Below are 21,780 nucleotides of genomic sequence, written 5' to 3'. Positions count from 1 at the left end.
AGTTAAGTGAGTACAGGAGGTTCGCGGTGGGGATTGCGAACCTCTGATTTAAGGGAAAACACCGCTGCAATGACTAATCGCTCCAATTATCCGGAACCGGGTGAGGTTTCTGCTAGGCAAACAGCAGGCGATGAACCGCAACAGTGGGTTGGCGATGAAGATCCGCTTGTAGAACTTGCTCGAATAGTCGGGAAAAGCGCTAGCGCCTACCGACCGAGTTCTCGCGTTGAAAGCCACCTCTCAGAAAAGCCGCTGTTCCCGAAAAACGATGAACGCAGTGCTGGTGGCGAGGCGGACCGTGGATATGACGGTTCTCGGGCTGCTGGTGCGCAACCACATGCTGTTGGCTCAATTGAAACCACTGAGCCCGCAGAGCCACAGGATTCCTTTGCTGCTCTGGATGCAGTTTTTGCATCCCCTAAGAGCTCGTCCCATTCCGACAGTTATATTGATCCGTTTGCTGATCTGAGCGCGGCTGCGCTCTCAGTTGGTGGTTCAAATGCGGCTGTAGATTATGTCAGCGATCTGCCTCCGGTTCCCAAAGCACGCCCTGTGCAGGAACCTCAGAGTATTCCGAGTGCACAGCACTATGCAGCTCCTGTTCAAGAGCCTGCTCCAGCAGTGGAATTTGCTGCGGACCGGGTGGATCCAAATTATATGAATGAAACTGTTTCCGCAGCTGAAGTTGCTTTGGCCAGTGAGATTGATGATGTTTTGTCTCGTGATCTGGAAGAGAGCCTCGTTGCCTCTTTGAACCCGACCGAGATTGAGCGTGAGATTACTGCGCGTCCTGCACGTGTGGTGAGCCGCGCAACGCCTACACTTGATGCAATGGATTCCGGCGGTGCTCGCCCTGAACTGACATTGCGTGAGCGCCTTGGTCGTCGTTCTGCTGATCCGCAATATGCCTCTGAGAGGGTTACGCCGTCTTATGAGCCAGTTGCTCCAACTCCTGAACCAGTGGCTCCTGCGCCAGTTTCTCCAGAGCCTAAGGCGCTGAACGAGCTGTCTCAGATGGATTACGACAGCTGGCGTGCAGAACGGGCTGCAGAGCGTGCGACAGCTGCTGCTACGGCTACTCCTGCCCAGCCTGTTTCTAGCGAGCTAAAGCTGCGCCGTACTCATGATGATACGGCTCCAGCTGTTCAATTTGAGCCTGATATGAGCGCCTTTGCGCTTGAGACGGGTCTTGAGGGTGTAGCTCCGGTTTCTCGGACTGTACCTGTTGCACCCGCGCCAACGCCCTCTATTCCGTCCAAACATCTTGAAGATGCGTTGATGGCTGAGTTTAGTCTGGACGAGCCAGCGCATGAGGAAGTTGCTGCAGAGCCTGTTGCAGCCTATGAACGTTTGAGGGCCGCTGAGCCGATAAATTATGCGCGTGAGATTGAAACCGGCGTTGATGATATCTTCGCGGATGAAATTGCACGGGAACCTCAACCGGAACCAGAGCCAGATCTTGAGCCGGACGTTAAGGCTGAGCTCAACGAATTTGAGGCGATGAGTGCTGGTTTTGAGCAGGTTGCTCAGGAAATCGATCCATTCGCTAATGAGAACGAAGACGCATGGCAGCTTGATGAAGGCGTTGCTGACGATCCTTCCCTTGATGAAATGTCCTGGCCTGCGGCAGCTGAGAAGCTTGCGCAGACAGAGGCAGCGCATCAGGCAGCTTTGAATGCCACTCATAAGGGGAGTGAAGAGCAATCTCCACCTCCGGGTGGTTATGATCTGGACGCAGTTGCGCAAGCGATGCGTCAGGAAGACCCAAGCCTTGATGGCGGCGTGCTGCCGCAAGCTGTTCCGCGGATTTCCGTTGATATGCCGCACGAAGATGTGCGCAGTGGCGGCGGAATGCGAAAAGGCCTGATGGCTGCTGCTTCCATCGCTGCGATTGTTGCTGTGGGCGGTGCCGGTCTGTTCTTTATCGACTTTGGCGGTGCTGGCGGTAATGCGACAGCTCCACCGATTATCCGTGCTGATGCGTCTGCAATGAAAGAAGTGCCGGCAGCCTCGGACCAGCCAAAGAATGATCAAGCTAAGATCTTCTCACCACAGGAAGCAGCTCAGCCGGCAGATGGCGAGCGGATGGTCCAGCGTGAAAACGCTGCTGTTGAGTCTCTCCCGCCAGCTCCTCGCGAGACCGATACGGCGACACGTGGTGTGTTTGAAGTGAATAAGCCGAAGAAGGTTGTGACTGTAACTGTGCGACCAGATGGCACCATTGTTCAGCGTCAGGGCACTGGTGTTGCGCAGCCTACCAACACACAGCGCATTGTAACCACAAGCACAGTTCGTACGGCCAATCCGCAGCAGAGCGCAGCATCGGGCTCTGGCCAGTGGGCTCCACTTCCGGGTGAAAATCAAAGCGCGAACCAGCAGGCTGCGGCTGCAAACCAGCCAACGTCGTTGAGTGATGCCTTTGCAAATGCGTCGGATCCGGGTGCTCAGGCTGTTGCATCTATCGCACGCGGTGCGCTTGCCAATGTAAATGTTATGCCGCAATCCAAACCGTTCGTGACGGCCTCTGCCAACACAGGGGTTCAGAGCAATACTCTAGCTCCATTGCAGCCAGTACGTCAGGCGCCTCGCGCTGCCAACACTCCGCTTGATTTGACGGGTGGCCGGTCGGCGCAGACAGCTGCCGTTAACCCGCAGGCCATTGCCCCAACTCCGACACTGGGTAATGGTGTTGAAGGTGAGATTCCGACAGGAACCTACATTGTGCAAGTGGCTTCTGTGCGGACTGTGGAGCAAGCAAAAGGGCAGATTAGCTCATACAATCGGCGTTACCCGAACCTGATGGCGCTGGTTACTCCAGTGATTACGCGGGCAGATTTGGGCGATAAAGGTGTGTTCTACCGTATTCAGGTGCCGTTTGATGGGCCGACGAGTGCCAATACGTTCTGTGGTGAATTTAAATCCGCAGGTGGTGATTGTTACGTACGCCGCAACTAATTCGCATTGGAGCTTGACGCACACTCTGCGTCAAGCTACCTGCGTTAGCTATGTTCTTTAAATCGTTCATTTCTGGTTGCCTTGGGCCTGAGCTTAGCGCTGAGGACAAGGCCTTTTTTCGCGATCAAAAACCGTTTGGTCTGATCCTTTTTGCCCGCAATATGGAAACACCTGTGCAAATTCGCCGGGTTTGTGCTGATTTTCGCGAGGCTGTTGGCCGTGCGGATGCGCCTGTCTTTATTGATCAGGAAGGTGGCCGTGTGCAGCGTTTTGGTGCGCCACATGTGCCGATCTATCCCGCTGCAGGTGATATCGCGCGGCTTTATACGCAGGACGTTGAGGCGGCTAAGCGGGCAGCTTATCTCCATGCTTTGCTGATTGGCCTTGATTTGGTTGGGCTTGGTCTTTCCGGCAATTGTATTCCCTGTCTTGATATGCCCGTGGACGGGGCAAGTCATATCATTGGTCTGCGTGCTTATGGCTCTGATAAGGAGCTGGTGAGCGTGTTGGGCCGTGCTGCTATGGACGGCTGTCTGGCTGCTGGTGTGATGCCGGTGATGAAGCACCTTCCGGGGCATGGCCGCTCTCTTGTTGATAGTCATATTTCCCTACCAGAAGTGACTTGCAGCTTTGAAGAGCTGGAGGCAAGAGATTTTGTACCATTCCGGGAGCTTAGGGATTGTCCTATGGGGATGACTGCCCACATCGTCTTTAAAGATATTGATGGAAATCATCCTGTTACACAATCTTCCTATGCTATTCAGCGGGTTATCAGAGATTGCATTGGCTTTGATGGTGTGTTGATTAGCGATGACATCTCCATGAAAGCCCTTGGGGGCGATTTGAAGAGTCGCGTTGATAAAATTGTTGAAGCTGGCTGTGATCTTGTGCTCCACTGCAACGGTAAGCTTGATGAGATGCGTGTTGTTGCGGCGTCCGTTCCTGATGTGAGCGGAAAGTGCCTTGAACGTATTGAAACGGCAATGGCGCGAAACACACAGGTGTTTGACGGGGATGAAATGAGTTTGCGGGCTGAGTTTGATGAGCTGTGCGCAGCTGCAAAAAGGGTTGATGCTTGAGCGACATTGAGGCCACGGAGCAGTTTGATCAGGTTTTAGCAGGCGCGGCGGCTATAGAGCAGCCTGCGACTGGTGAGCCGAACCTGCTTGTGGATGTGGATGGGTTTGAAGGCCCACTTGATGTTTTGCTCGCACTTGCTCGTAGTCAGAAAGTGGACATCACCAAAATTTCCATTCTGGCTTTGACTGAGCAGTATCTTGATTTTGTACGCGCCGCGCGACAATTGAGGTTGGAGCTAGCTGCTGACTATCTTGTGATGGCTGCATGGCTGGCTTATCTGAAGTCTCGTTTATTGATCCCGCAGCAAAAAGACAGCGAAGAGCCAACTGGCGAAGAGCTTGCTGCTGCGTTGGCATTTCGGTTACAGCGGCTTGAGGCGATGCGTGATGCCTCTGCCAAGTTGATGAACCGTTCAAGGCTGGGACGAGAGGTGTTTGCGCGCGGAGCACCGGAGACTGTATCTGTTGAACGGCGTAGTGTGTGGACGGCAACGCTTTATGATGTGCTGATGGCGTATGCTTCTCAGCGGCAACGTCAGTCTGTGACATCGGTGCATGTGAAAAAACGAGATGTGTGGTCGCTACAGGATGCGCGCGATATCCTGACGCGGCTGATTGGAAATATTGCAGTCTGGACGCCTATTGAGCGGTTTTTAGCGATTTACCTTGAAGACCCGAAAGAGTGCACCACGGCCATGGCTTCTGCGTTTTCTGCTAGTCTTGAGCTTGTACGTGAGGGCGTGATTGATATTCAGCAATCTGGTCCGTTTGAGACGATTTATGTGAGAGCGTCACAGCGTAAGCCTGAAGATCTGCTGGGTGCTGATACGCCGGTGGCTGGTGATGAGACAAAGTTGGTGTTGTCATGACTAAAGCACCAGACCTTCTTGATGAAGCAATTGAGGTTGCTGATGCAGGTGAGCTGCTTGAAACAGACCGGATGGTGGAAGCGCTGATTTTCGCGAGCGCTGAACCTTTGAGCTTTACTGAGCTTTCTAAGCGGATACCGGGTAATCGGGATATTCGCAGTGCGCTCACCCGATTGCGGGCGCACTATCGCAAACGCGGTGTTCAGTTAAGGTCTAACGAGGATCGCTGGTCCTTCCGGACGGCGGCGGACCTGTCGTTCATCTTGCACAGGCAAGCGGTTGAACAGCGGCGTTTGTCTCGTGCGGCTTTGGAAACACTGGCGATTATCGCGTTTCACCAACCTGTGACCCGCGCCGAGATTGAAGATATTCGCGGCGTTTCCACATCTAAGGGTACACTGGATGTGCTTTTAGAAACGGGCTGGCTGCGTATGCGCGGGCGTCGCAGGGCGCCGGGGCGTCCGGTTACTTATGGGACGACTTTTGATTTTCTGGACCATTTTGGTCTTGAGAGTATCAAGGATTTACCGGGACTTGAGGAGTTGAAAGGGGCAGGGCTGCTGGACAGTGCTATTCCTGCCAGCTTCCATGTGCCAGCACCTGACGACAGTATTGATCTGACAGAGGACGAAGATCCTCTGGAAGAAAATGAAATGTTTGCAACTGGCGCACTTGAAGAAGACGCCGGAGAAAAATAAACACATGCAGATAGGGCGACTTGATCGACCGCGTGTGAGTTTGATGAGGGATTAATGGACACAGGGAAGGTTGCCGCACCAGAGCGTCTGGTGTTTGACAATATCTACCATAATTATGGTGACTTACCTGCGGTTCGCGGTGTTTCACTCTCGCTAAGTGGTGGTGAAGTGCTGTGTCTGCTCGGGCATTCCGGGTGTGGTAAAACAACTCTTTTGCGAATTGCGGCGGGCGTTGTACGTCAGCAGCGCGGAAGTGTGCGGATTAACGGCAAAACCGTTGCCGATGAAAACAACTTCTTGCCACCGGAAAAACGCGGTGTCGGGCTGATGTTTCAAGATTATGCGCTGTTTCCGCATCTGTCGATTTTGGAAAACGTGATGTTCGGACTTTCTGACCTGTCCACTGATGTGGCTAAGCGGCGTGCACAAGACGCGCTGCAGATGGTTGGTCTTGGACAGTATGCGGAAGATTATCCGCATGGTCTTTCCGGAGGGGAACAGCAACGGGCCGCGTTGGCGCGGGCAATGGCGCCGCGACCGCATACACTTTTAATGGATGAGCCATTCTCAGGTTTGGATAGCCGCCTTCGTGATGATGTGCGTGCGCAGACACTGGAGATGATCAGGATGCATGGAGCAACCGCTGTTGTGGTGACACATGACCCTGAAGAAGCCTTGCGGGTTGGAAACAGGATTGCGTTGATGCGCAGCGGCGAAGTGGTACAGCTTGGCACGCCTGAAGAGATTTACTTCCACCCGAATAGTTTGTTCGCAGCAAAGTTCTTTTCTGATCTCAATGAGATCCCCGGAAAAATTGCTGGCGGCCGGTTGGTGACGCCAATCGGGAACTTCTCCGGCGCAGGCCTTGAAGAGGGAGCCCATGCGACCTTATGTATAAGACCGCATCACCTTAAGGTATGTCATGGTGAGGGACAGTTTAAAGGAAGAGTAATCTCTCGTGCAATGGCAGGTGAGACAGATCTTCTGGACGTAAAAGTTGAAGGAATATCGCAACTTCTACGTATTCGTACGGGTGATGTCTTACGGTTTTACCCAGAAAATGTCATAGATTTGTGTATAAATGCAGAGAATGTTTTGGTTTTTGGGCGAGAGGCCTCAGTAAATCATAGTGGGTAATTCTTCTTGATACTACCTATTAGTATCTAGGGGATGTAGTGTCTCTCGAAACACAGTTCAGAATTCTTAAGGAGTTTGGTTGATGGGCTCAGTTGGTATTTGGCAAATCGTCATCATCGCGGTTGTCGTAGTTCTACTTTTCGGTCGTGGAAAGATCTCCGAGTTGATGGGTGATGTCGCTAAGGGCATTAATAGCTTCAAAAAGGGTCTAAATGACGACGCTGTTGAAGCTAAAGAAAAAGACGAAGATCCTAAAGTGATCGATCATGCGCCAGGCGAAAGCGTGTCCGCGCAAGAAAAAACTGAAGACACCGCTAAAAAGGACTAAGTGTTCTTTTAAGTGATCGATGTGAATTGTTTAGGGAAAGTCGGTTTAATCCTGCCTCATGGTATGGTTCCTGCGCCTTTCCCTAGTGGATGTGTCGATATCTGGCACTACGTGTTTTCTATAGTGCTCCCTTTTGTGTGTTATAGGCGACAAAAATGAAACGGCTTCTTAATGTTCGATATCTCATGGACAGAGCTGCTGCTTGTTGCTGTGGTTGCAATCCTCGTGGTTGGACCAAAAGAACTGCCGGGTATGTTACGCACAATCGGGCGTACCATCGGCAGCGTTCGGCGTATGGCGGGTGAATTTCAGTCCAGTTTGAATGACGCTGTCAAAGAAGCGGAAAAGCAAACCGGCATCGATGAAATGCGCAAGCAGGCCGATGTTGCACAGAATTTCAATCCGCTTGGCGATTTGAAGAAGAGCCTTGAGGACGAGAAGCACAAGCTAAAGCAGAGCCTTACTAAAACAGAAGAAGATGTGAAATCCTCCCTGAAAGTTGATTCTTCTTCTGAAGTAACACCGGAAGTAGCGCCTGTTAAAGCTGAGGTTCCGCAGCAAAGCGTTGTTTCTTCAGCTGAGATGGCTTCCAAGCAAAGCGCGAAGGAAAGTGCCGCAAGCACTTCTACCAGCAAAGACGAAAGCTAGGGCGGCAATTTTATGAGTGATAACGAAATTGAAGATTCGCGTGCGCCGCTGATCGAACATCTAATCGAATTGCGGTCCCGGCTGATGAAGTCGGTGATTGCGATTTCTCTTGCGTTTGTGGTCTGCTTCTATTTTTCAAATGATCTTTTCAATTTTCTCGTGCTTCCTTTCGAGCAAGCAGCTGGCGAGAACCTTGAAGTTCGGCTGATTTACACTGCACCACATGAGTGGTTCTTCACCCAGATGAAACTGGCGCTGTTTGGCGCGTTGTTTATTGCCTTCCCAGTGTTGGCAAGCCAAGTTTACATGTTTATGGCTCCGGGGCTTTATAAGCATGAACGTGGTGCGTTTATTCCATATCTGGTTGCAACGCCTGTGTTGTTTGTGGTTGGTGGAGCGCTGGTTTATTACCTTGTGCTGCCAATGGCGATGAGCTTCTTCCTTGCTATGCAACAGCTGGGTATGGAAGGGCAGGCGTCCATTGAGATGCTGCCACGTGTGAGTGAGTACCTGAGTTTCGTCATGGTGCTTATATTCGCGTTCGGTTTGGTGTTTCAGCTTCCAGTCGTGTTGACCCTTTTGGGCCGCGCTGGTCTGGTGACCGCAGATTCCCTCAAGGGAAAACGTAAATATGCAGTTGTTGCTGCCTTTGCGGCTGCTGCAATTTTAACACCTCCTGATCCGATTTCACAGATCGGTCTTGCACTTCCCACTCTGCTTCTCTACGAAGTCTCCATCTATTGTGTACGGCTCGTCGAGAAGAAGCGTCAAGAGAAGGAAGCGGAAGAAGAAGCCTAGGCTCTCTTCCCCTTTGATTGCGAGTTCCCGGCGGGTCATTTGAAGGCAAGCCTGCCGGGGTTACTAAGTTATGCTTGATATCAAGTGGATTCGTGAAAATCAGGAGAGCTTTGATGCAGCTCTCGCTAAACGCGGCCAAGAGCCACGCGCTGCGCTCCTCGTAGAACTCGATGATGCGCGCCGTTCTCACACAACCAAGCTTCAGGAGGCGCAGCAGCGCCGTAACTCCGCATCCAAAGAAATCGGCATGGCCATGGGTCAGGGCGATAAGGAAAAAGCTGCGGCTCTGAAGACCGAAGTTGCCGAAATCAAAAGCTTTATCCGGGACGGCGAAGAAGAACAGCGCCAGCTGAATGCAGCTGTTGAAAGCGCCTTGGCTGTTATCCCCAATATTCCTCATGAGGATGTGCCGCTTGGTGCAAATGAGGATGATAACGTTTTACTGCACACGCATGGCGAGAAACCTACTCTCGATTTCGAGCCTAAAGAGCATTACGAGCTTGGCGAGCAGCTTGGCGGCATGGACTTTGAAACGGCTGTCAAAATGTCTGGCTCCCGTTTTGTTCTGCTCAAAGGTCAGATCGCACGCCTCGAACGCGCTATCGGTCAGTTCATGATTGATCTGCACACGCAGGAAAATGGCTACACCGAAGTTTCTCCCCCTTTGCTGGTGCGTGATAACGCGCTTCACGGCACGGGCCAGTTGCCTAAGTTTGCTGAAGATCTGTTCCGCACCACAAATGATCATTGGCTTATCCCGACTGCAGAAGTGCCGCTGACCAATATGGTTGCTGGCGAGACTCTCTCTGAGGCTGATCTGCCGATACGTGTGGCAGCGCTGACCTACTGTTTCCGGTCAGAGGCTGGTTCTGCTGGCCGCGATACGGCTGGAATGCTGCGTCAGCACCAGTTCCAGAAATGCGAGCTTGTTTCCATCACGGATGAGAACAGTTCCATGGAAGAGCTGGAGCGGATGCGCGAGTCTGCTGAAAAGGTTCTTAAGCGACTTGGTTTGCATTACCGCGTGGTAACGCTTTGCGTCGGGGATATGGGCTTTGGGGCTCGGAAGACCTACGATATTGAAGTATGGCTGCCGGGGCAGGATGCGTTCCGCGAGATTTCTTCGTGTTCTGTGTGTGGTGACTTCCAGGGCCGCCGCATGAATGCACGTTACCGTGTTGAAGGTGAAAAGGCGCTGAAGTTCGTTCACACGTTGAATGGCTCCGGTCTTGCTGTTGGCCGCTGTGTTATTGCCGTCATGGAAAACTATCAGAACGCTGATGGAACAATTACTGTTCCTGAGGTCCTTCGCCCCTACATGAATGGCCTTGAAGTGATTAGCGCTTAAATCAAAAGGAATTGTTGCGACATGCGTATCTTACTAACCAATGACGATGGGATCCATGCTGAGGGTCTTGTGGTTTTAGAGCGCATTGCGCGACAGATTTCCGATGATATTTGGGTTGTTGCGCCAGAAACCGACCAGAGCGGTGTGGCGCACTCCCTGTCCTTGAATGATCCGCTTCGTGTTCGTGAAATCGACAACCGTCATTTTGCGGTTCGCGGTACACCAACCGATTGTGTGATTATGGCCATACGGTCCATTATGGAAACGCCTCCTGATCTGGTGCTCTCCGGTATCAATTGCGGTGCTAACATGGCTGATGATGTAACTTATTCAGGTACAATCGCAGCGGCTATGGAAGGTACTTTGATGGGCGTTCGTTCCATTGCGTTGTCGCAGAGCTATGCGCATGGTTCTGATGCTGGTCCAAGCTATGATACGTCTGAAGCGCATGCTGTTGGCGTTATTCGCAGCTTGCTCAACTATGATTTACCTGCTGATACTCTGCTGAACGTCAACTTCCCGAAAGATGCGCCTGATATGGTGAAGGGTGTTAAGGTTGTTCGTCAGGGCAAACGAGATGCTGGTTCACTTTACATTGAAAGCCGCAAGGATGGTCGTGGCAATCCGTACCATTGGTTGGCGTTTAACAATCGCTTGCCAATAGCTGGAGCCGGGACTGATCTTGAGGCGGTTAAGGACGGTTATATTTCCGTTACGCCTTTGCATCTGAACCTGACAGCAGACGAGTTGATGAGTGACCTTGAAAAGGTCTTGGAGAAATCCTGATAGGATTTACAGGAGCCTCCTGCCGGTGCAGGTGGCTCCGCAGTGCAGGTAGACGGAATGTTTGAAATAGAAGACAGTCTATTTGCAGATGAAGATGGCCGCTCTGACGAGAACCTTGCCAGACAAGCGGCATGGGTGATGAAGTTGCGGTCTCAAGGTGTGCGGAACTTTGAGGTTTTGAGTGCTCTTGAAGCTATTCCCAGAAAACTGTTTCTGTCTGCGAGCCATCAATCACTGGCCTATGAAGACCGTGCTTTTCCCATTGATTGCGGGCAAATGAGCACGCAACCGTCGCTTATTGGTAAGGTTGCAGATTTTCTTGAGCTTAAGCCAGAACATTCCCTGTTGGAAATCGGCAGTGGTTCAGGATTTCAGTGCGCGGTCCTTTCCAATATCTGTGATCGTATCGTTTCCATGGAGCGTTATAGAACGCTTGCAGACCTTGCACGGGATCGGTTGCGATCTTGCAAGATCACCAATGTGGACGTGATACATGCGGATGGGCTTGCCTCGCCAATTGATGATGAAGACGGAGGGCCGTTTGACCGTATTCTGCTGAATGGGTCATTAGAGCGGGTTCCAGGGTTTTTGTTTGATCGACTTGCACCAGGTGGACGCCTTGTTGCGCCTTTGAAAGATGAGAGCGGGATCTGTCGTCTTGTCCAATATGACAAGGGTGGGCGTGGTTTGGACGAAACAGAGCTTGGTCGTTTCCGCTATTTGCCTTTAACGCCGGGAATTGCTGCGAAACTGTAACCAACAGAGCGTTTGATTAAGTCTTTATCAACTGTGTTGTCAGTAAACTTACGCCAGTTAGCCTTTTATTTGTATTGGGTAGGGCAGTCATGCAGTTTCATTCCCGTGAGAAAGCCAAATTGCGGCGCGGTGTAGCATTGTTTTTGTTGTCAGCAGGTCTTGCTGGGTGCAGTGGTAATGTGGACCGGTTTGGGCAATCAGAATATATAGATGAGCCAGTTTCTCCGTATCAAACTGCTGTTGTCGTAACACCTGGACTTCCAGCTATAAGTGGTCGTCGTGCTGTGCAGCGCGGAGTGGTGTTGCCTGCTCCAACTGGACGTAATGCCCAGTTGGTCACAGGATCGGCTCAGTCACGTCAGTATACGCATCAGATCTGGCAGCCATCCTTTTCCAAGAAACTAACGCCTGTTAGTGAACGGACCAAGGCCAGTGCGCGTGTTCCGGTTGCTTTAGCTAAAGCGCCGAATAGCGGAACCTTGGGCTGGACGCCTGTTGGTGGGCGTGTAGTGACGTTGAGATCCAATGAGAATATTGATTCGCTGTCATGGCAGTATCGCGTTCCTGTAAATGAAATCTTGCATGCAAACCGCGTGACGGTCAGGTCAGCCTTACAGCCAGGCGATTCTGTCGTCATTCCGGTTAAGGTGGTTCGCAAAACAAATCATTTGCCACGTGCGAGTGAGCGTATATTGCCGTCGAATAGCGCACTGCCGCTCCCAACAGCTTCAATTCCGGCGCGATATGCTACGCCGCTTGCTGGGAACGCGCAGACGGCTGCTAGAAAGCAGTCTTATCAAACATTTGCGACTAAAATTGCAGCTGTCTTGGTGCCTCCGGGAAATGTAGGCGAGCGATCTCGTCCTGTTTATAGTGATGCGCCGCCGCCAGCATATCCTGTTCAACGAAGTGCGCCGGTCCGCACTTTGCCTGCGTCCTCTCTTGCGCCTATTACAGCACCGGCGCCTGCTCAGGTTTATCGCGCACCGCAGTCAACGTATCGCAGTCAGTCGCTTGCGCCTGTTGTTGCCCCGCAAACCACAGCGCAACAACCAATTTATAGGGCTCCAGTTGCGGGTCAGTCAGCTCGGACTGTGCTGCCTACACGGATTTCTGCAAAGCCTAAGAGTAAACCTCAGGTTATTGTTGCAACCCGCAATGTATCTGCTCCTAGTCAGGTCGCTGCAAAAGCAGTTCCGCGCCCGAAAAATACGGCCCTGGCAGGTCTGCGTCAGCAACCTGCTCGTTCGCCAGAAACTCAGCCACGGAGCCTGGCCAACTCACTGACTCCAACGCCGCTGCATACGGCAAGTGTTCAAAGATCTCCAAAGCTGATTGCACCTGTAATTCCGGAAGGGGAAGTTGATGTTGTTCGTCTGGAACAACCTGAAGTTTCCAAGCCAGCGCCGGTCCAACAACGAGCTGCAGTTAAGACATCGCAAGTTGCGACTGCTGATGCTGCGACCTTCCGTTGGCCTGTTCGGGGCCGGATTATTTCCGATTTCGGTGTTAAGCCGGGTGGGTCCAAAAATGACGGCATCAACCTTGCTGTTCCCTCTGGGACGGATATCAAAGCTGCGGAAGACGGTACGATTGTTTACGCAGGCAATGAATTGAAGGGCTTCGGCAATTTGGTTTTGATCCGCCATGACGATGGCTGGGTATCTGCTTATGCGCACAATAAAGAGCTAAAGGTGCGCCGTGGTGACGTTGTGCGCCGTGGGCAGACGATTGCTATGGCTGGTGCAACCGGGTCTGTAACGCAGCCTCAACTGCATTTTGAGCTTCGCAAGGACAACAAGCCAGTGGACCCGATGAGCCACTTGCCACGATCCTAATAGATGTGAATACCATTTTGAAAAGGGCTCCGATTGCGGGGCCCTTTTTTGTTGTGTCAAAGCCTCTTGCCGAGGCGTCCTGCAAGGTCTTGAATGAATTGCCATGCAACACGTCCAGATCTGGCACCGCGCGTGGTGGACCATTCCAGAGCCTGCGCTCTGAGGTCTTCCGGCGTGATCACTAATTCGAAGTGCGTTGTATAACCCTCAATCATCTCAAGGTATTCCTCTTGAGAGCATTTGTGGAAGCCGATCCAAAGTCCGAATCGGTCAGACAACGATACTTTTTCTTCCACCGCTTCGCCCGCGTGGATGGCGGTGGAGCGCTCGTTCTCCATCATATCGCGCGGTAGGAGGTGGCGCCTGTTCGATGTTGCATAAAATAGTACATTGGATGGCCGACCTTCAATGCCGCCGTCTAGGGCAGCTTTGAGGCTCTTGTAGCTGGTGTCGTCACCATCAAAGGAAAGATCATCGCAGAAGATGATGAAATTGAATGGCTGGCCGCGCAACTGGTTCATCAAAGCGGGCAGGGCTTCAATATCCTCGCGGTGGATCTCGATCAGGATCAGTGTTTTGAAGTCCGCCACCGCTGCAAACTGAGTGTTGATGGAGGCGTGAGCGGATTTCACCAGTGATGATTTTCCCATACCACGCGCGCCCCAGAGCAGAACGTTGTTGGCAGGTAACCCCTTGGCAAACCGAGCGGTGTTGTCCATCAGTAAATTCTTGGAGTGATCAACGCCCTTGAGCAGGCTAATATCAACCCGGTTCACTTTGGGAACGGGAGACAACTCAAAAGGTGAGGGGTGAAATACAAACGCATCTGCCGCAGAAAAGTCGACAGGTGCGGTTGTTTTGGGGAGTGTGCTTGCCAGCAGGCTTACAATTTCATCGAGCTTATTTGTTAAAAGCGCGATCTCCGATGGTTCTCTATTTTCTTTAGTGATCATCTGTTTCTACGTGATTAACTCAGGTGCGGTGGCAAAAGCTTACGCATAATGAATTGGGTGAAAAATTGTCTAAGTAGTGGTTCTGGTGTTTAACCTGCGGCCAAGTATCCCTATTTACAGCTGTATCACGGCCAATACTCTTGGGGAAAGTCCTAGTTAGCATGTCAATGCCTTGAAAACACTGGAGTGGACTGTATAGTCCAGCCCAAAATCCTTGATCTTTCGGGTCATGGTGATTTTTGGTGAGGTTTGCCTCATCAGTCGTTTGACGAACGCCATCAGGTTCCTTTGGAATTTGTGGTAAGGAGAAACTAATGTTTATTACCCCTGCCTATGCGCAGTCTTTGGGTGGAGCTCCAGACATCCTTATGTCTGTCGTGCCATTTATTCTAATCTTCGTGATCATGTGGTTCCTGATCATTCGCCCACAGCGCCAGCGCATGAAGACCCATCAGCAAATGGTGAGCAACCTGCGTCGCGGCGATACTGTTGTGACCTCCGGTGGTCTGATCGGTAAAGTTGCCAAGATTGTTGATGATTCTGAGCTGCAGATGGATATTGCGGAGGGTACGCGTGTGCGTATTTCACGCGCTATGATCCAAGAGGTTCGTTCTAAAGGTGAACCTGTCAAGGACGGCGAATAATCGCGCCTTGATGCTTGTACTTTCAGAGAGCTTCAACCGTTAAGGCGCGGCCTTTGCGGTTGAAGCTCTCTGACTACTAGGACCGGGCATATACTCATGCTTCATTTTGCGCGTTGGAAAATCGCCCTAATTATCGTTGTGGTAGTGGGCGGTATACTTGCAACATTGCCGAACTTCTTCCCGGCAAGCACCGTTCAATCCTGGCCGGATTTTATGCCTAAGCGCCAGATTGTTCTCGGTCTTGACCTTCAGGGCGGTGCTTATCTGCTCTACGAGGTTGATAAGGAAGATTACAAAGAAAAGCAGTTCCGCCAGCTTACTGGTAGTATCCGCCAGGCCTTGCGTGAAAATCCACGCATCGGTTACACCGGACTGAGTATTCAAGGTGACGGCGTTCAGGTGCGCATTCGTGATGCTGCACGCTTTGATGAGGCTGAAAAACGCCTTGCAGAACTTGTTAATCCACTCAACTCCGGTGTTTTTGGCGGAACGGTGGTCAACGAATTTATTCTTGAACCTCAAGGTGACGGCCTATTCCGGATGGCCTTCTCTGCGGAAGGCCTGGACATGCGTCTTGCTTCCGTTGTGAAGCAATCCATCGAGGTTATCCGTCGCCGTGTTGATGAGCTTGGTACAACCGAGCCGTCTATCCAGCGTCAGGGCAGTGATCGTATCCTTGTGGAAGCTCCGGGTGAAAGCGACCCTCAGCGTCTGAAGGACATCATTGGCGCGACAGCTCAGTTGACATTCCATCTTGTTAGTCAGGAAATGAGTGCCTCACAGGCTCTTCAGGGACGCCCGCCAGCTGGTACAATGATTGTGGATGGAACTGATGGTCAGCCGTACTTGCTGAGTGAGTCGCCGTTGCTGACTGGTGAAGAACTTCAGGATGCGTCGGTCTCCTTTGACCAGCAGACCAATGAACCTGTTGTGAACTTCCGCTTCAACACCTCCGGCGCCCGCGTCTTTGCAAATGTGACCCGCGCCAATGTTGGGCGTCCGTTCGCGATTGTTCTGGATGATGAAGTTATTACCGCTCCGGTTATTCGTAGCCCGATTACAGGTGGTTCCGGTCAGATTTCCGGTAGTTTCACTGTTGATGGTGCAAATGATCTTGCTGTTCTTTTGCGTGCTGGTGCGCTTCCTGCGCGTCTGGACGTTGTTGAAGAGCGTTCTGTTGGACCGGGCCTTGGTCAGGATTCCATTGATAGCGGCAAAATTGCCTCCATCGTGGCAGCATCTGCTGTGATCTTGTTCATGCTGGCTGCTTACGGTCAGTTCGGTATCATTGCCAATCTGGCGCTGACAGCTAACGTGTTCCTGATCTTTGGTGTTCTCACCATGCTTCAGGCGACATTGACGCTGCCGGGTATTGCTGGTGTGGTTTTGACCATTGGTATGGCGGTTGATGCGAATGTGCTGATTTATGAGCGTATTCGTGAAGAAGCACGGGCAGGTCGCTCTGCAATTGGAGCTATCGATGCGGGCTTTACTCGTGCACTTAGCACAATTTTGGATGCGAACATCACCACGTTGATCGTGGCTATGATCCTGTTCTTCATCGGGTCTGGACCTGTAAAAGGGTTTGCTGTGACTTTGATGGTTGGTATCTTTACCACTGTGTTCTCAGCATTCACCATTTCACGTTTCCTCATCTCAATATGGGTGAAGCGTAAGCGTCCATCCAAATTACCAATTTGATCCGGAGCGTAAAAAGATGAAACTTCTTAGACTTGTTCCGGAGGTAACCAATTTCCGCTTTATGCATTGGCGGGCGTTGAGCTACCCAATTTCCGGAATTACAGCGGTTCTTTCAATCGTGCTGTTCCTTACTGTCGGGTTGAACTACGGCATCGACTTTAAGGGCGGTACACTGATTGAGCTGCAAAGCACCAATGGTCCCGCAGACCTTTCTGGTATTCGTAAAACGTTGGGTGGTTTGGGTCTGGGTGATGTGCAGGTTCAGGAATTTGGGTCTCCGACCGAAGTTCTGATCCGCATTGAATCTCAGGGTGAAGGCGAAGATGCTCAGCAGGGTGCCATTGAGAAAATCCGTGGTGCGTTTACTGAGAATATCGCGTTCCGCAGAACAGAAGTTGTGGGACCTCGTGTTTCCGGCGAGTTGGCATATGCTGGCTCTCTGGCGGTTGGTTCTGCACTGCTGATGATCATGTTTTACATCTGGTTCCGCTTTGAATGGCAGTTCGCAGTTGGGGCAATTATTACCACCTTCAACGATATCTTGCTGACAGTCGGGTTATTCTCAATCCTGCAGCTGGACTTTTCTCTGTCCAGTATCGCAGCGGTTTTGACCATCATCGGTTACTCACTTAATGATACCGTGGTGGTTTATGATCGTATTCGTGAGAACCTGCGCCGTTACAAGCGTTTGTCCTTGGAAGAGCTGCTGGATAAGTCCATCAATGAAACACTTTCCCGTACAACCATGACGTCTGTAACAACGCTTCTGGCACTGTTTGCATTGTACTTCCTGGGCGGAGAAGTGATCCAGTCGTTCGTTCTGGCTATGATCTTCGGTATCGTGATTGGTACGTACTCTTCTATCTTCCTGGCCTCTCCACTGCTGATGCTTTTGAAGCTTCGCACCAGTGTGTTTGACAAGGGTGAAGATGATAAAACACCAGTAACATCTGCATAGTTTGCCGGATGTGCTGCACTTTTAAATGGGGCTGACTACACTTGTGGTCAGCCCCATTTTTTATATTGGACATTCTGACCGTCGGAATTAAACAGAGGCTACTACTTTGCTAGTACACTGGACGCGGTTACACCTTTGGAGGACACAATGGGACTACGCGGCGAGCCAATGGAAGTACGGGATGCGCATTATCCTAGTATGGTCCAGATTGATGCCTACGGAAATGGCGGGTTCCGATTTGCAGATATGTCCCATCGAGGATCGTTGATGTGTGTTCCTTCAGGTGTGTATGGTTGGGATCCGGAGCGTTTTGAAGAGATTACAGATGCTGCGCTTGCTCAGATTCTCACGGAATCTGACGGTATTGAAGTGCTGTTGATTGGTACTGGCGATGAAATGCATCCGTTTTTAGAGTCTCGCAAGACGCTGTTTCGTGAGAAAGGTATTATGGTCGACAGCATGTCCACCGGGGCAGCCGTGCGCACATACAATGTTTTGCTTGCTGAAGATCGCGCCGTTGCCGCAGTCTTTATCGCTGTTGAAGATGCGTAAACTGGAAAGCGTGATCTGGATATGAGCCAAGCCTTTGACCACTGTGATGATTTCGTAAAACGCTTTTCCTATGAGCGGTACTTGAGTACTCTGTATGCTCCGGCGATTGCTCGTCCAAGTTTATCAGCAATCTACGCCTTTGCCTGCGAGATTGCGCGGATCCGTGAGCTGGTCAATGAACCTATGCCGGGTGAAATTCGGCTGCAATGGTGGCATGATACACTGAGCGGGACGGAACACGGGGATGTGGAGTTTAATCCGGTCGCACAAGCCGTTTTGCAGACAATTGATCATCACAAGCTGCCAAAAGAGCCATTTCTGAACTTGATATCCGCGCGTCGGTTTGATTTGTATTCTGATCCGATGCCAACGCTCAATGATCTTGAAGGGTATTGCGGCGAGACCAACTCTTCAGTTGTTTTACTGGCTTCTCTCATCTTAGGCGGTGAGCATGCTGACACTCAAGTTACTGATGCTTGCGGGCATGGCGGGGTCGCTTATGCGCTGGCTGGCCTGTTGCAGACCTTGACGTGGCAAGCCGCGCGGCACCAACAATTTATTCCCAATGATGTGCTTGAACGCCATAGTGTTTTGGCCAATGCCTTCACTGGCAGCAACTCCAATGACGGTGTATGGGCTGTGTTTGAGGAGATGATCACCCATTGTAACCATCACCTCGATCAATGTGAGGCAGCGCTGGTCGGTGTTGATCCGCGGGTATTGCCAGCCTTTTTGCCGGTGTTTCAGGCACGACTGTTTTTAAATGATGCGGACAAAGATAACTTTGAACCTCTTGTGGTTCATGGGGGAGCTTCTCATATGCGTAGAATGTGGTGCATGTGGCGGACGTCAAGGCATCTTGCAAAGCTCGTATGAGAATAAAAAAGGCCGGTGTTCCCGGCCTTTTTATTGATTAGGTCGTTGCGACCCAAGCTTTAAAATCATCCAGACCACGTTTGGCCATGACCTGCTTTTTGAGGCGGGTTTTTTCTTTACCGCGCAAGCGTTTGCCTTCCGGATGCTTGGGCATTTCATCCAGTGGTGGCAGCAGACCGAAGTTGATGTTCATCGGCTGGAAGGAACGCGGGCCTGAGCCGCTTTCCCGGTCAATATGACCACCTGTGATGTGGTTGACAATTGCACCACATGCCGTTGTGACGGGAGGTGGGGTGATGATGGTACCAAGTGCCTGATGAGTAGCAAATAAGCCAGTCAGACAGCCAACTGCTGTGGATTCCACATATCCTTCACAGCCTGTGATCTGACCTGCAAAGCGAACATGTGGCATGGCCTTCAAGCGCATCTGGTCATCCAGCAAGCGCGGGGAATTGAGGAAGGTGTTGCGGTGTAATCCGCCAAGGCGGGCAAATTGCGCTTCTTCCAAACCTGGAATCATGCGCAAGATCTCAGCTTGCGGCCCGTATTTCAGTTTGGTCTGGAAGCCAACCATGTTGTACAGCGTGCCAAGGGCATTATCCTGCCGCAGCTGCACAACTGCATAAGCTTTGATGTCTGGCTGGTGAGCGTTTGTCAGACCCATTGGCTTCATTGGGCCATACCGCAGTGTTTCCCGGCCCCGTTCTGCCATCACTTCAATCGGCAGGCAGCCATCAAAGTAAGGGGTGTTTGCTTCCCATTCTTTGAAAACGGTTTTCTCACCGCCAATCAGCGCATCGATAAAGGCTTCGTATTGCTCTTTATCCATTGGGCAGTTGATATAATCTTTCCCATTGCCGCCTGGGCCAACCTTGTCGTAGCGAGACTGGAACCACGCCACATCCATATTGATGCTTTCGGTGTGGAGGATTGGCGCAATGGCATCAAAGAATGCTAAGGAATCTTCCCCCGTAACGCGCATAATTTCCTCAGACAACGCTGGCGAGGTCAGTGGCCCCGTTGCAAGGATCACCTGACCTTGATCTTCTGCTGGGATCTGCGTGACTTCTTCGCGGCGGATCTCAATGTTCTCGTGGTTCTCAAGAGCGGCTTGTACAGTCTGCGAAAACCCATCGCGATCCACTGCCAAAGCTCCCCCAGCGGGGACTTTGTTGGCATCGGCGGATTTTAAGATGAGGGAACCAGCAGCGCGCAGCTCGGCATGCAACAGGCCAACCGCATTGTTTTCAGCGTCATCAGACCGGAAAGAGTTGGAGCAGACCAACTCAGCAAGGCCATCGGTTTGATGCGCATCGGTTTTCCGTGTCGGGCGCATTTCATGCAAAACGACCTTGAGGCCTTTTTCTGCAATTTGCCAAGCTGCCTCTGAGCCTGCGAGGCCGCCACCAACCACATGTATGGGTTGCTTAGTCATTTCTCATCCAATCAGACTGGGCTGCTGTTGCGCCATTGCGCTTGTAGAAGCCTAAGTGTTTATTGCTTGCAAATTGCTTAGCCTCAGAACTTGCTCAATTCAATCATTTAGGTCATCAATTTCCCATGGTCGTTCAAAGTGATTCACATAAACATATGCATATTTCAAAAAAGAAATTGAAGAAGATTTCTCAAGGTTTAATCGTTGTCGTGTCTGCTCTCGGGCTTTCTGCCTGTATGAGCCAAATTAACGGGCCGCCGAGCTCATGGTACGCCCAAATGGGTGCTCTCGAAAACAAAGTTGATACGCTCTATATCTGCCATGGATTTGGATGTGAATATCGCACGGCAGTTTCCTTCAACGCGCAAGACAAACGCGAATTGCGCACACTCCTGAAGCGCGGAGCTAAAAGCCCGGAGGCTGAACGTAAAGCGATTTCCCAAGCGGTGCAGTGGCAGGAGATACGCGTTGGTCCTGTGGTTGGGTCCTCCGACGATATTGGCGGACTTGATATGGGTAATGGTAATGTCAGAGGTCAAATGGACTGTATTGACGAGGCCACCAATACGACCAGCCTGCTCACCTATGCAAGCGCGCAAGGGTGGTTGAAGTACCACCGTGTAACGCGGCCTGCCTCCCGGGGGTATTTCCTTGATGGTAAGTACCCACATGCCTCCGCGGTTGTTGTCGATGAAACGACACAGGTTCCGTGGGTTGTTGATAGCTGGCGGTTAAGCAATGGCAAGGCGCCGGATATTTTGCATCTGTCCAAGTGGATGCATATGACGAGCGCAGACTTGGTGAAGCCACACATCCAATAAATTTGCTAGGGGGCCAAAAAATGAAGAAGCGCGTTGCAGATGTGACGCGCTTTTATTTTGTACTGTGGTTGGGCTGATTTGGAAAAAGAGGCCTTAAAACAGCTAACGCCCGTCGATGGGAGGAACGACGGGCGAAGCTAGTAAACAGAGAACTGGGAGGAAATCTCTGTTTCGGACCCATCAAGTGGCTTGGGAGGAGGTGCCACCTGAGGATTGTATGTTGGGCCACTGAAAAGATTGGGAGGAGTTCCTCAGCGGCCTTGAGGTGGTTTATACAAAAGAGTTTCTAATTGTGCATCACATCATTTCGCATGTCCGCTATGCGTAATATGCATAGCAAGTTCGATGTGAAGTATCTCATTTTCGCTAATAGGGACAGAATTTGCCGTATATACTATAGTGCAATGCAATAAAAATGTGATTTAAAGCACAAAACTGCATACCTAAAAAGCAGAATGCCTAATTATTATGCATTTAATGGGCTGGACTTAATCAATTTTCAATGAATCGAATATGGCACTGCGAAAGGCGTGCTGTGTTTTGGCGCTGGGATTTGTGCGCAAAAGAGAATTATATAGAAAAAGGAGTGGCTAAGGAAAT

General features: G+C 51.3%; 20 protein-coding genes. 18 read left to right on the top strand and 2 right to left on the bottom strand.

Annotated features, from left to right (window positions below):
* Positions 1-69: 69 nt before the first annotated feature.
* From BLS62_RS12230 to BLS62_RS12175, 12 genes are all read left to right on the top strand, one after another.
* Positions 70-2,955 carry an SPOR domain-containing protein gene (locus tag BLS62_RS12230; protein WP_093181027.1) on the top strand — a complete coding sequence of 962 codons (2,886 nt, stop codon included), beginning with the start codon at positions 70-72 and terminating at the stop codon, positions 2,953-2,955.
* Between the two features lie 50 nt (positions 2,956-3,005).
* A complete protein-coding gene (nagZ, locus tag BLS62_RS12225; protein ID WP_093181025.1) occupies positions 3,006-4,034 on the top strand; it encodes a beta-N-acetylhexosaminidase in 1,029 nt (342 codons plus the stop codon).
* The gene (locus BLS62_RS12220; RefSeq protein WP_093181022.1) at positions 4,031-4,903 is read left to right on the top strand and encodes a segregation and condensation protein A; all 873 of its coding nucleotides are present in this window, start codon (positions 4,031-4,033) and stop codon (positions 4,901-4,903) included. The genes nagZ and BLS62_RS12220 overlap by 4 nt, the downstream gene beginning before the upstream one ends.
* Positions 4,900-5,601 (top strand): SMC-Scp complex subunit ScpB, encoded by a 702-nt coding sequence (gene scpB, locus BLS62_RS12215; RefSeq protein ID WP_093181019.1) that lies wholly within the window; start codon positions 4,900-4,902, stop codon positions 5,599-5,601. The genes BLS62_RS12220 and scpB overlap by 4 nt, the downstream gene beginning before the upstream one ends.
* Before the next feature lie 54 nt (positions 5,602-5,655).
* Positions 5,656-6,738 carry an ABC transporter ATP-binding protein gene (locus BLS62_RS12210; RefSeq protein WP_093181016.1) on the top strand — a complete coding sequence of 361 codons (1,083 nt, stop codon included), beginning with the start codon at positions 5,656-5,658 and terminating at the stop codon, positions 6,736-6,738.
* Between the two features lie 82 nt (positions 6,739-6,820).
* A complete protein-coding gene (locus tag BLS62_RS12205) occupies positions 6,821-7,066 on the top strand; it encodes a twin-arginine translocase TatA/TatE family subunit (RefSeq protein ID WP_093181014.1) in 246 nt (81 codons plus the stop codon).
* 171 nt (positions 7,067-7,237) lie between these two features.
* A complete protein-coding gene (tatB, locus tag BLS62_RS12200; RefSeq protein WP_093181011.1) occupies positions 7,238-7,714 on the top strand; it encodes a Sec-independent protein translocase protein TatB in 477 nt (158 codons plus the stop codon).
* Between the two features lie 12 nt (positions 7,715-7,726).
* Positions 7,727-8,512: a twin-arginine translocase subunit TatC gene (gene tatC / locus BLS62_RS12195; protein ID WP_093181008.1), complete on the top strand. Its 786-nt coding sequence runs from the start codon at positions 7,727-7,729 to the stop codon at positions 8,510-8,512.
* Between the two features lie 70 nt (positions 8,513-8,582).
* The gene (gene serS / locus BLS62_RS12190) at positions 8,583-9,860 is read left to right on the top strand and encodes a serine--tRNA ligase (protein ID WP_093181006.1); all 1,278 of its coding nucleotides are present in this window, start codon (positions 8,583-8,585) and stop codon (positions 9,858-9,860) included.
* Between the two features lie 21 nt (positions 9,861-9,881).
* Positions 9,882-10,646 (top strand): 5'/3'-nucleotidase SurE, encoded by a 765-nt coding sequence (gene surE, locus BLS62_RS12185; RefSeq protein ID WP_093181003.1) that lies wholly within the window; start codon positions 9,882-9,884, stop codon positions 10,644-10,646.
* 57 nt (positions 10,647-10,703) lie between these two features.
* Entirely contained in the window at positions 10,704-11,402 is a 699-nt protein-coding gene (locus BLS62_RS12180) for a protein-L-isoaspartate O-methyltransferase family protein (protein ID WP_208990835.1), read from the top strand.
* Positions 11,403-11,491: 89 nt separating this feature from the next.
* Entirely contained in the window at positions 11,492-13,240 is a 1,749-nt protein-coding gene (locus BLS62_RS12175; RefSeq protein WP_093181000.1) for a M23 family metallopeptidase, read from the top strand.
* A 56-nt stretch (positions 13,241-13,296) separates the two neighbouring features.
* On the opposite strand, the gene BLS62_RS12170 is transcribed toward BLS62_RS12175, so the two are convergent.
* Positions 13,297-14,193: an ATP-binding protein gene (locus tag BLS62_RS12170; RefSeq protein WP_093180998.1), complete on the bottom strand. Its 897-nt coding sequence runs from the start codon at positions 14,191-14,193 to the stop codon at positions 13,297-13,299.
* A 314-nt stretch (positions 14,194-14,507) separates the two neighbouring features.
* Between BLS62_RS12170 and yajC the strand changes: the two genes are divergently transcribed.
* The 5 genes from yajC (at position 14,508) to BLS62_RS12145 (ending at position 18,924) form a co-directional block, all read left to right on the top strand.
* The gene (gene yajC, locus BLS62_RS12165) at positions 14,508-14,837 is read left to right on the top strand and encodes a preprotein translocase subunit YajC (protein WP_093180996.1); all 330 of its coding nucleotides are present in this window, start codon (positions 14,508-14,510) and stop codon (positions 14,835-14,837) included.
* Between the two features lie 96 nt (positions 14,838-14,933).
* Positions 14,934-16,538 (top strand): protein translocase subunit SecD, encoded by a 1,605-nt coding sequence (gene secD, locus BLS62_RS32180; RefSeq protein ID WP_093180994.1) that lies wholly within the window; start codon positions 14,934-14,936, stop codon positions 16,536-16,538.
* A 16-nt stretch (positions 16,539-16,554) separates the two neighbouring features.
* Entirely contained in the window at positions 16,555-17,496 is a 942-nt protein-coding gene (gene secF / locus BLS62_RS32175; protein ID WP_093180992.1) for a protein translocase subunit SecF, read from the top strand.
* 147 nt (positions 17,497-17,643) lie between these two features.
* Complete coding sequence (locus tag BLS62_RS12150) at positions 17,644-18,048, top strand: Mth938-like domain-containing protein (protein WP_093180990.1); 405 nt, start codon at positions 17,644-17,646, stop codon at positions 18,046-18,048.
* A 21-nt stretch (positions 18,049-18,069) separates the two neighbouring features.
* On the top strand, positions 18,070-18,924 hold the full coding sequence (locus BLS62_RS12145) for a phytoene/squalene synthase family protein (RefSeq protein ID WP_093180988.1): 855 nt from the start codon (positions 18,070-18,072) through the stop codon (positions 18,922-18,924).
* A gap of 37 nt (positions 18,925-18,961) precedes the next feature.
* On the opposite strand, the gene trmFO is transcribed toward BLS62_RS12145, so the two are convergent.
* Positions 18,962-20,359 (bottom strand): methylenetetrahydrofolate--tRNA-(uracil(54)-C(5))-methyltransferase (FADH(2)-oxidizing) TrmFO, encoded by a 1,398-nt coding sequence (gene trmFO, locus BLS62_RS12140; RefSeq protein ID WP_093180986.1) that lies wholly within the window; start codon positions 20,357-20,359, stop codon positions 18,962-18,964.
* Positions 20,360-20,637: 278 nt separating this feature from the next.
* On the opposite strand from trmFO, the gene BLS62_RS12135 reads away from it, so the two are divergent.
* Positions 20,638-21,180 (top strand): hypothetical protein, encoded by a 543-nt coding sequence (locus BLS62_RS12135; RefSeq protein WP_093188839.1) that lies wholly within the window; start codon positions 20,638-20,640, stop codon positions 21,178-21,180.
* Positions 21,181-21,780 lie beyond the last annotated feature (600 nt).

Origin of the sequence: Pseudovibrio sp. Tun.PSC04-5.I4 (assembly GCF_900104145.1) — a bacterium.
GTDB lineage: Bacteria > Pseudomonadota > Alphaproteobacteria > Rhizobiales > Stappiaceae > Pseudovibrio.
The sequence above is the reverse complement of the archived record's forward strand: the minus strand, read 5'-3'. Positions and strand labels throughout refer to the sequence as shown.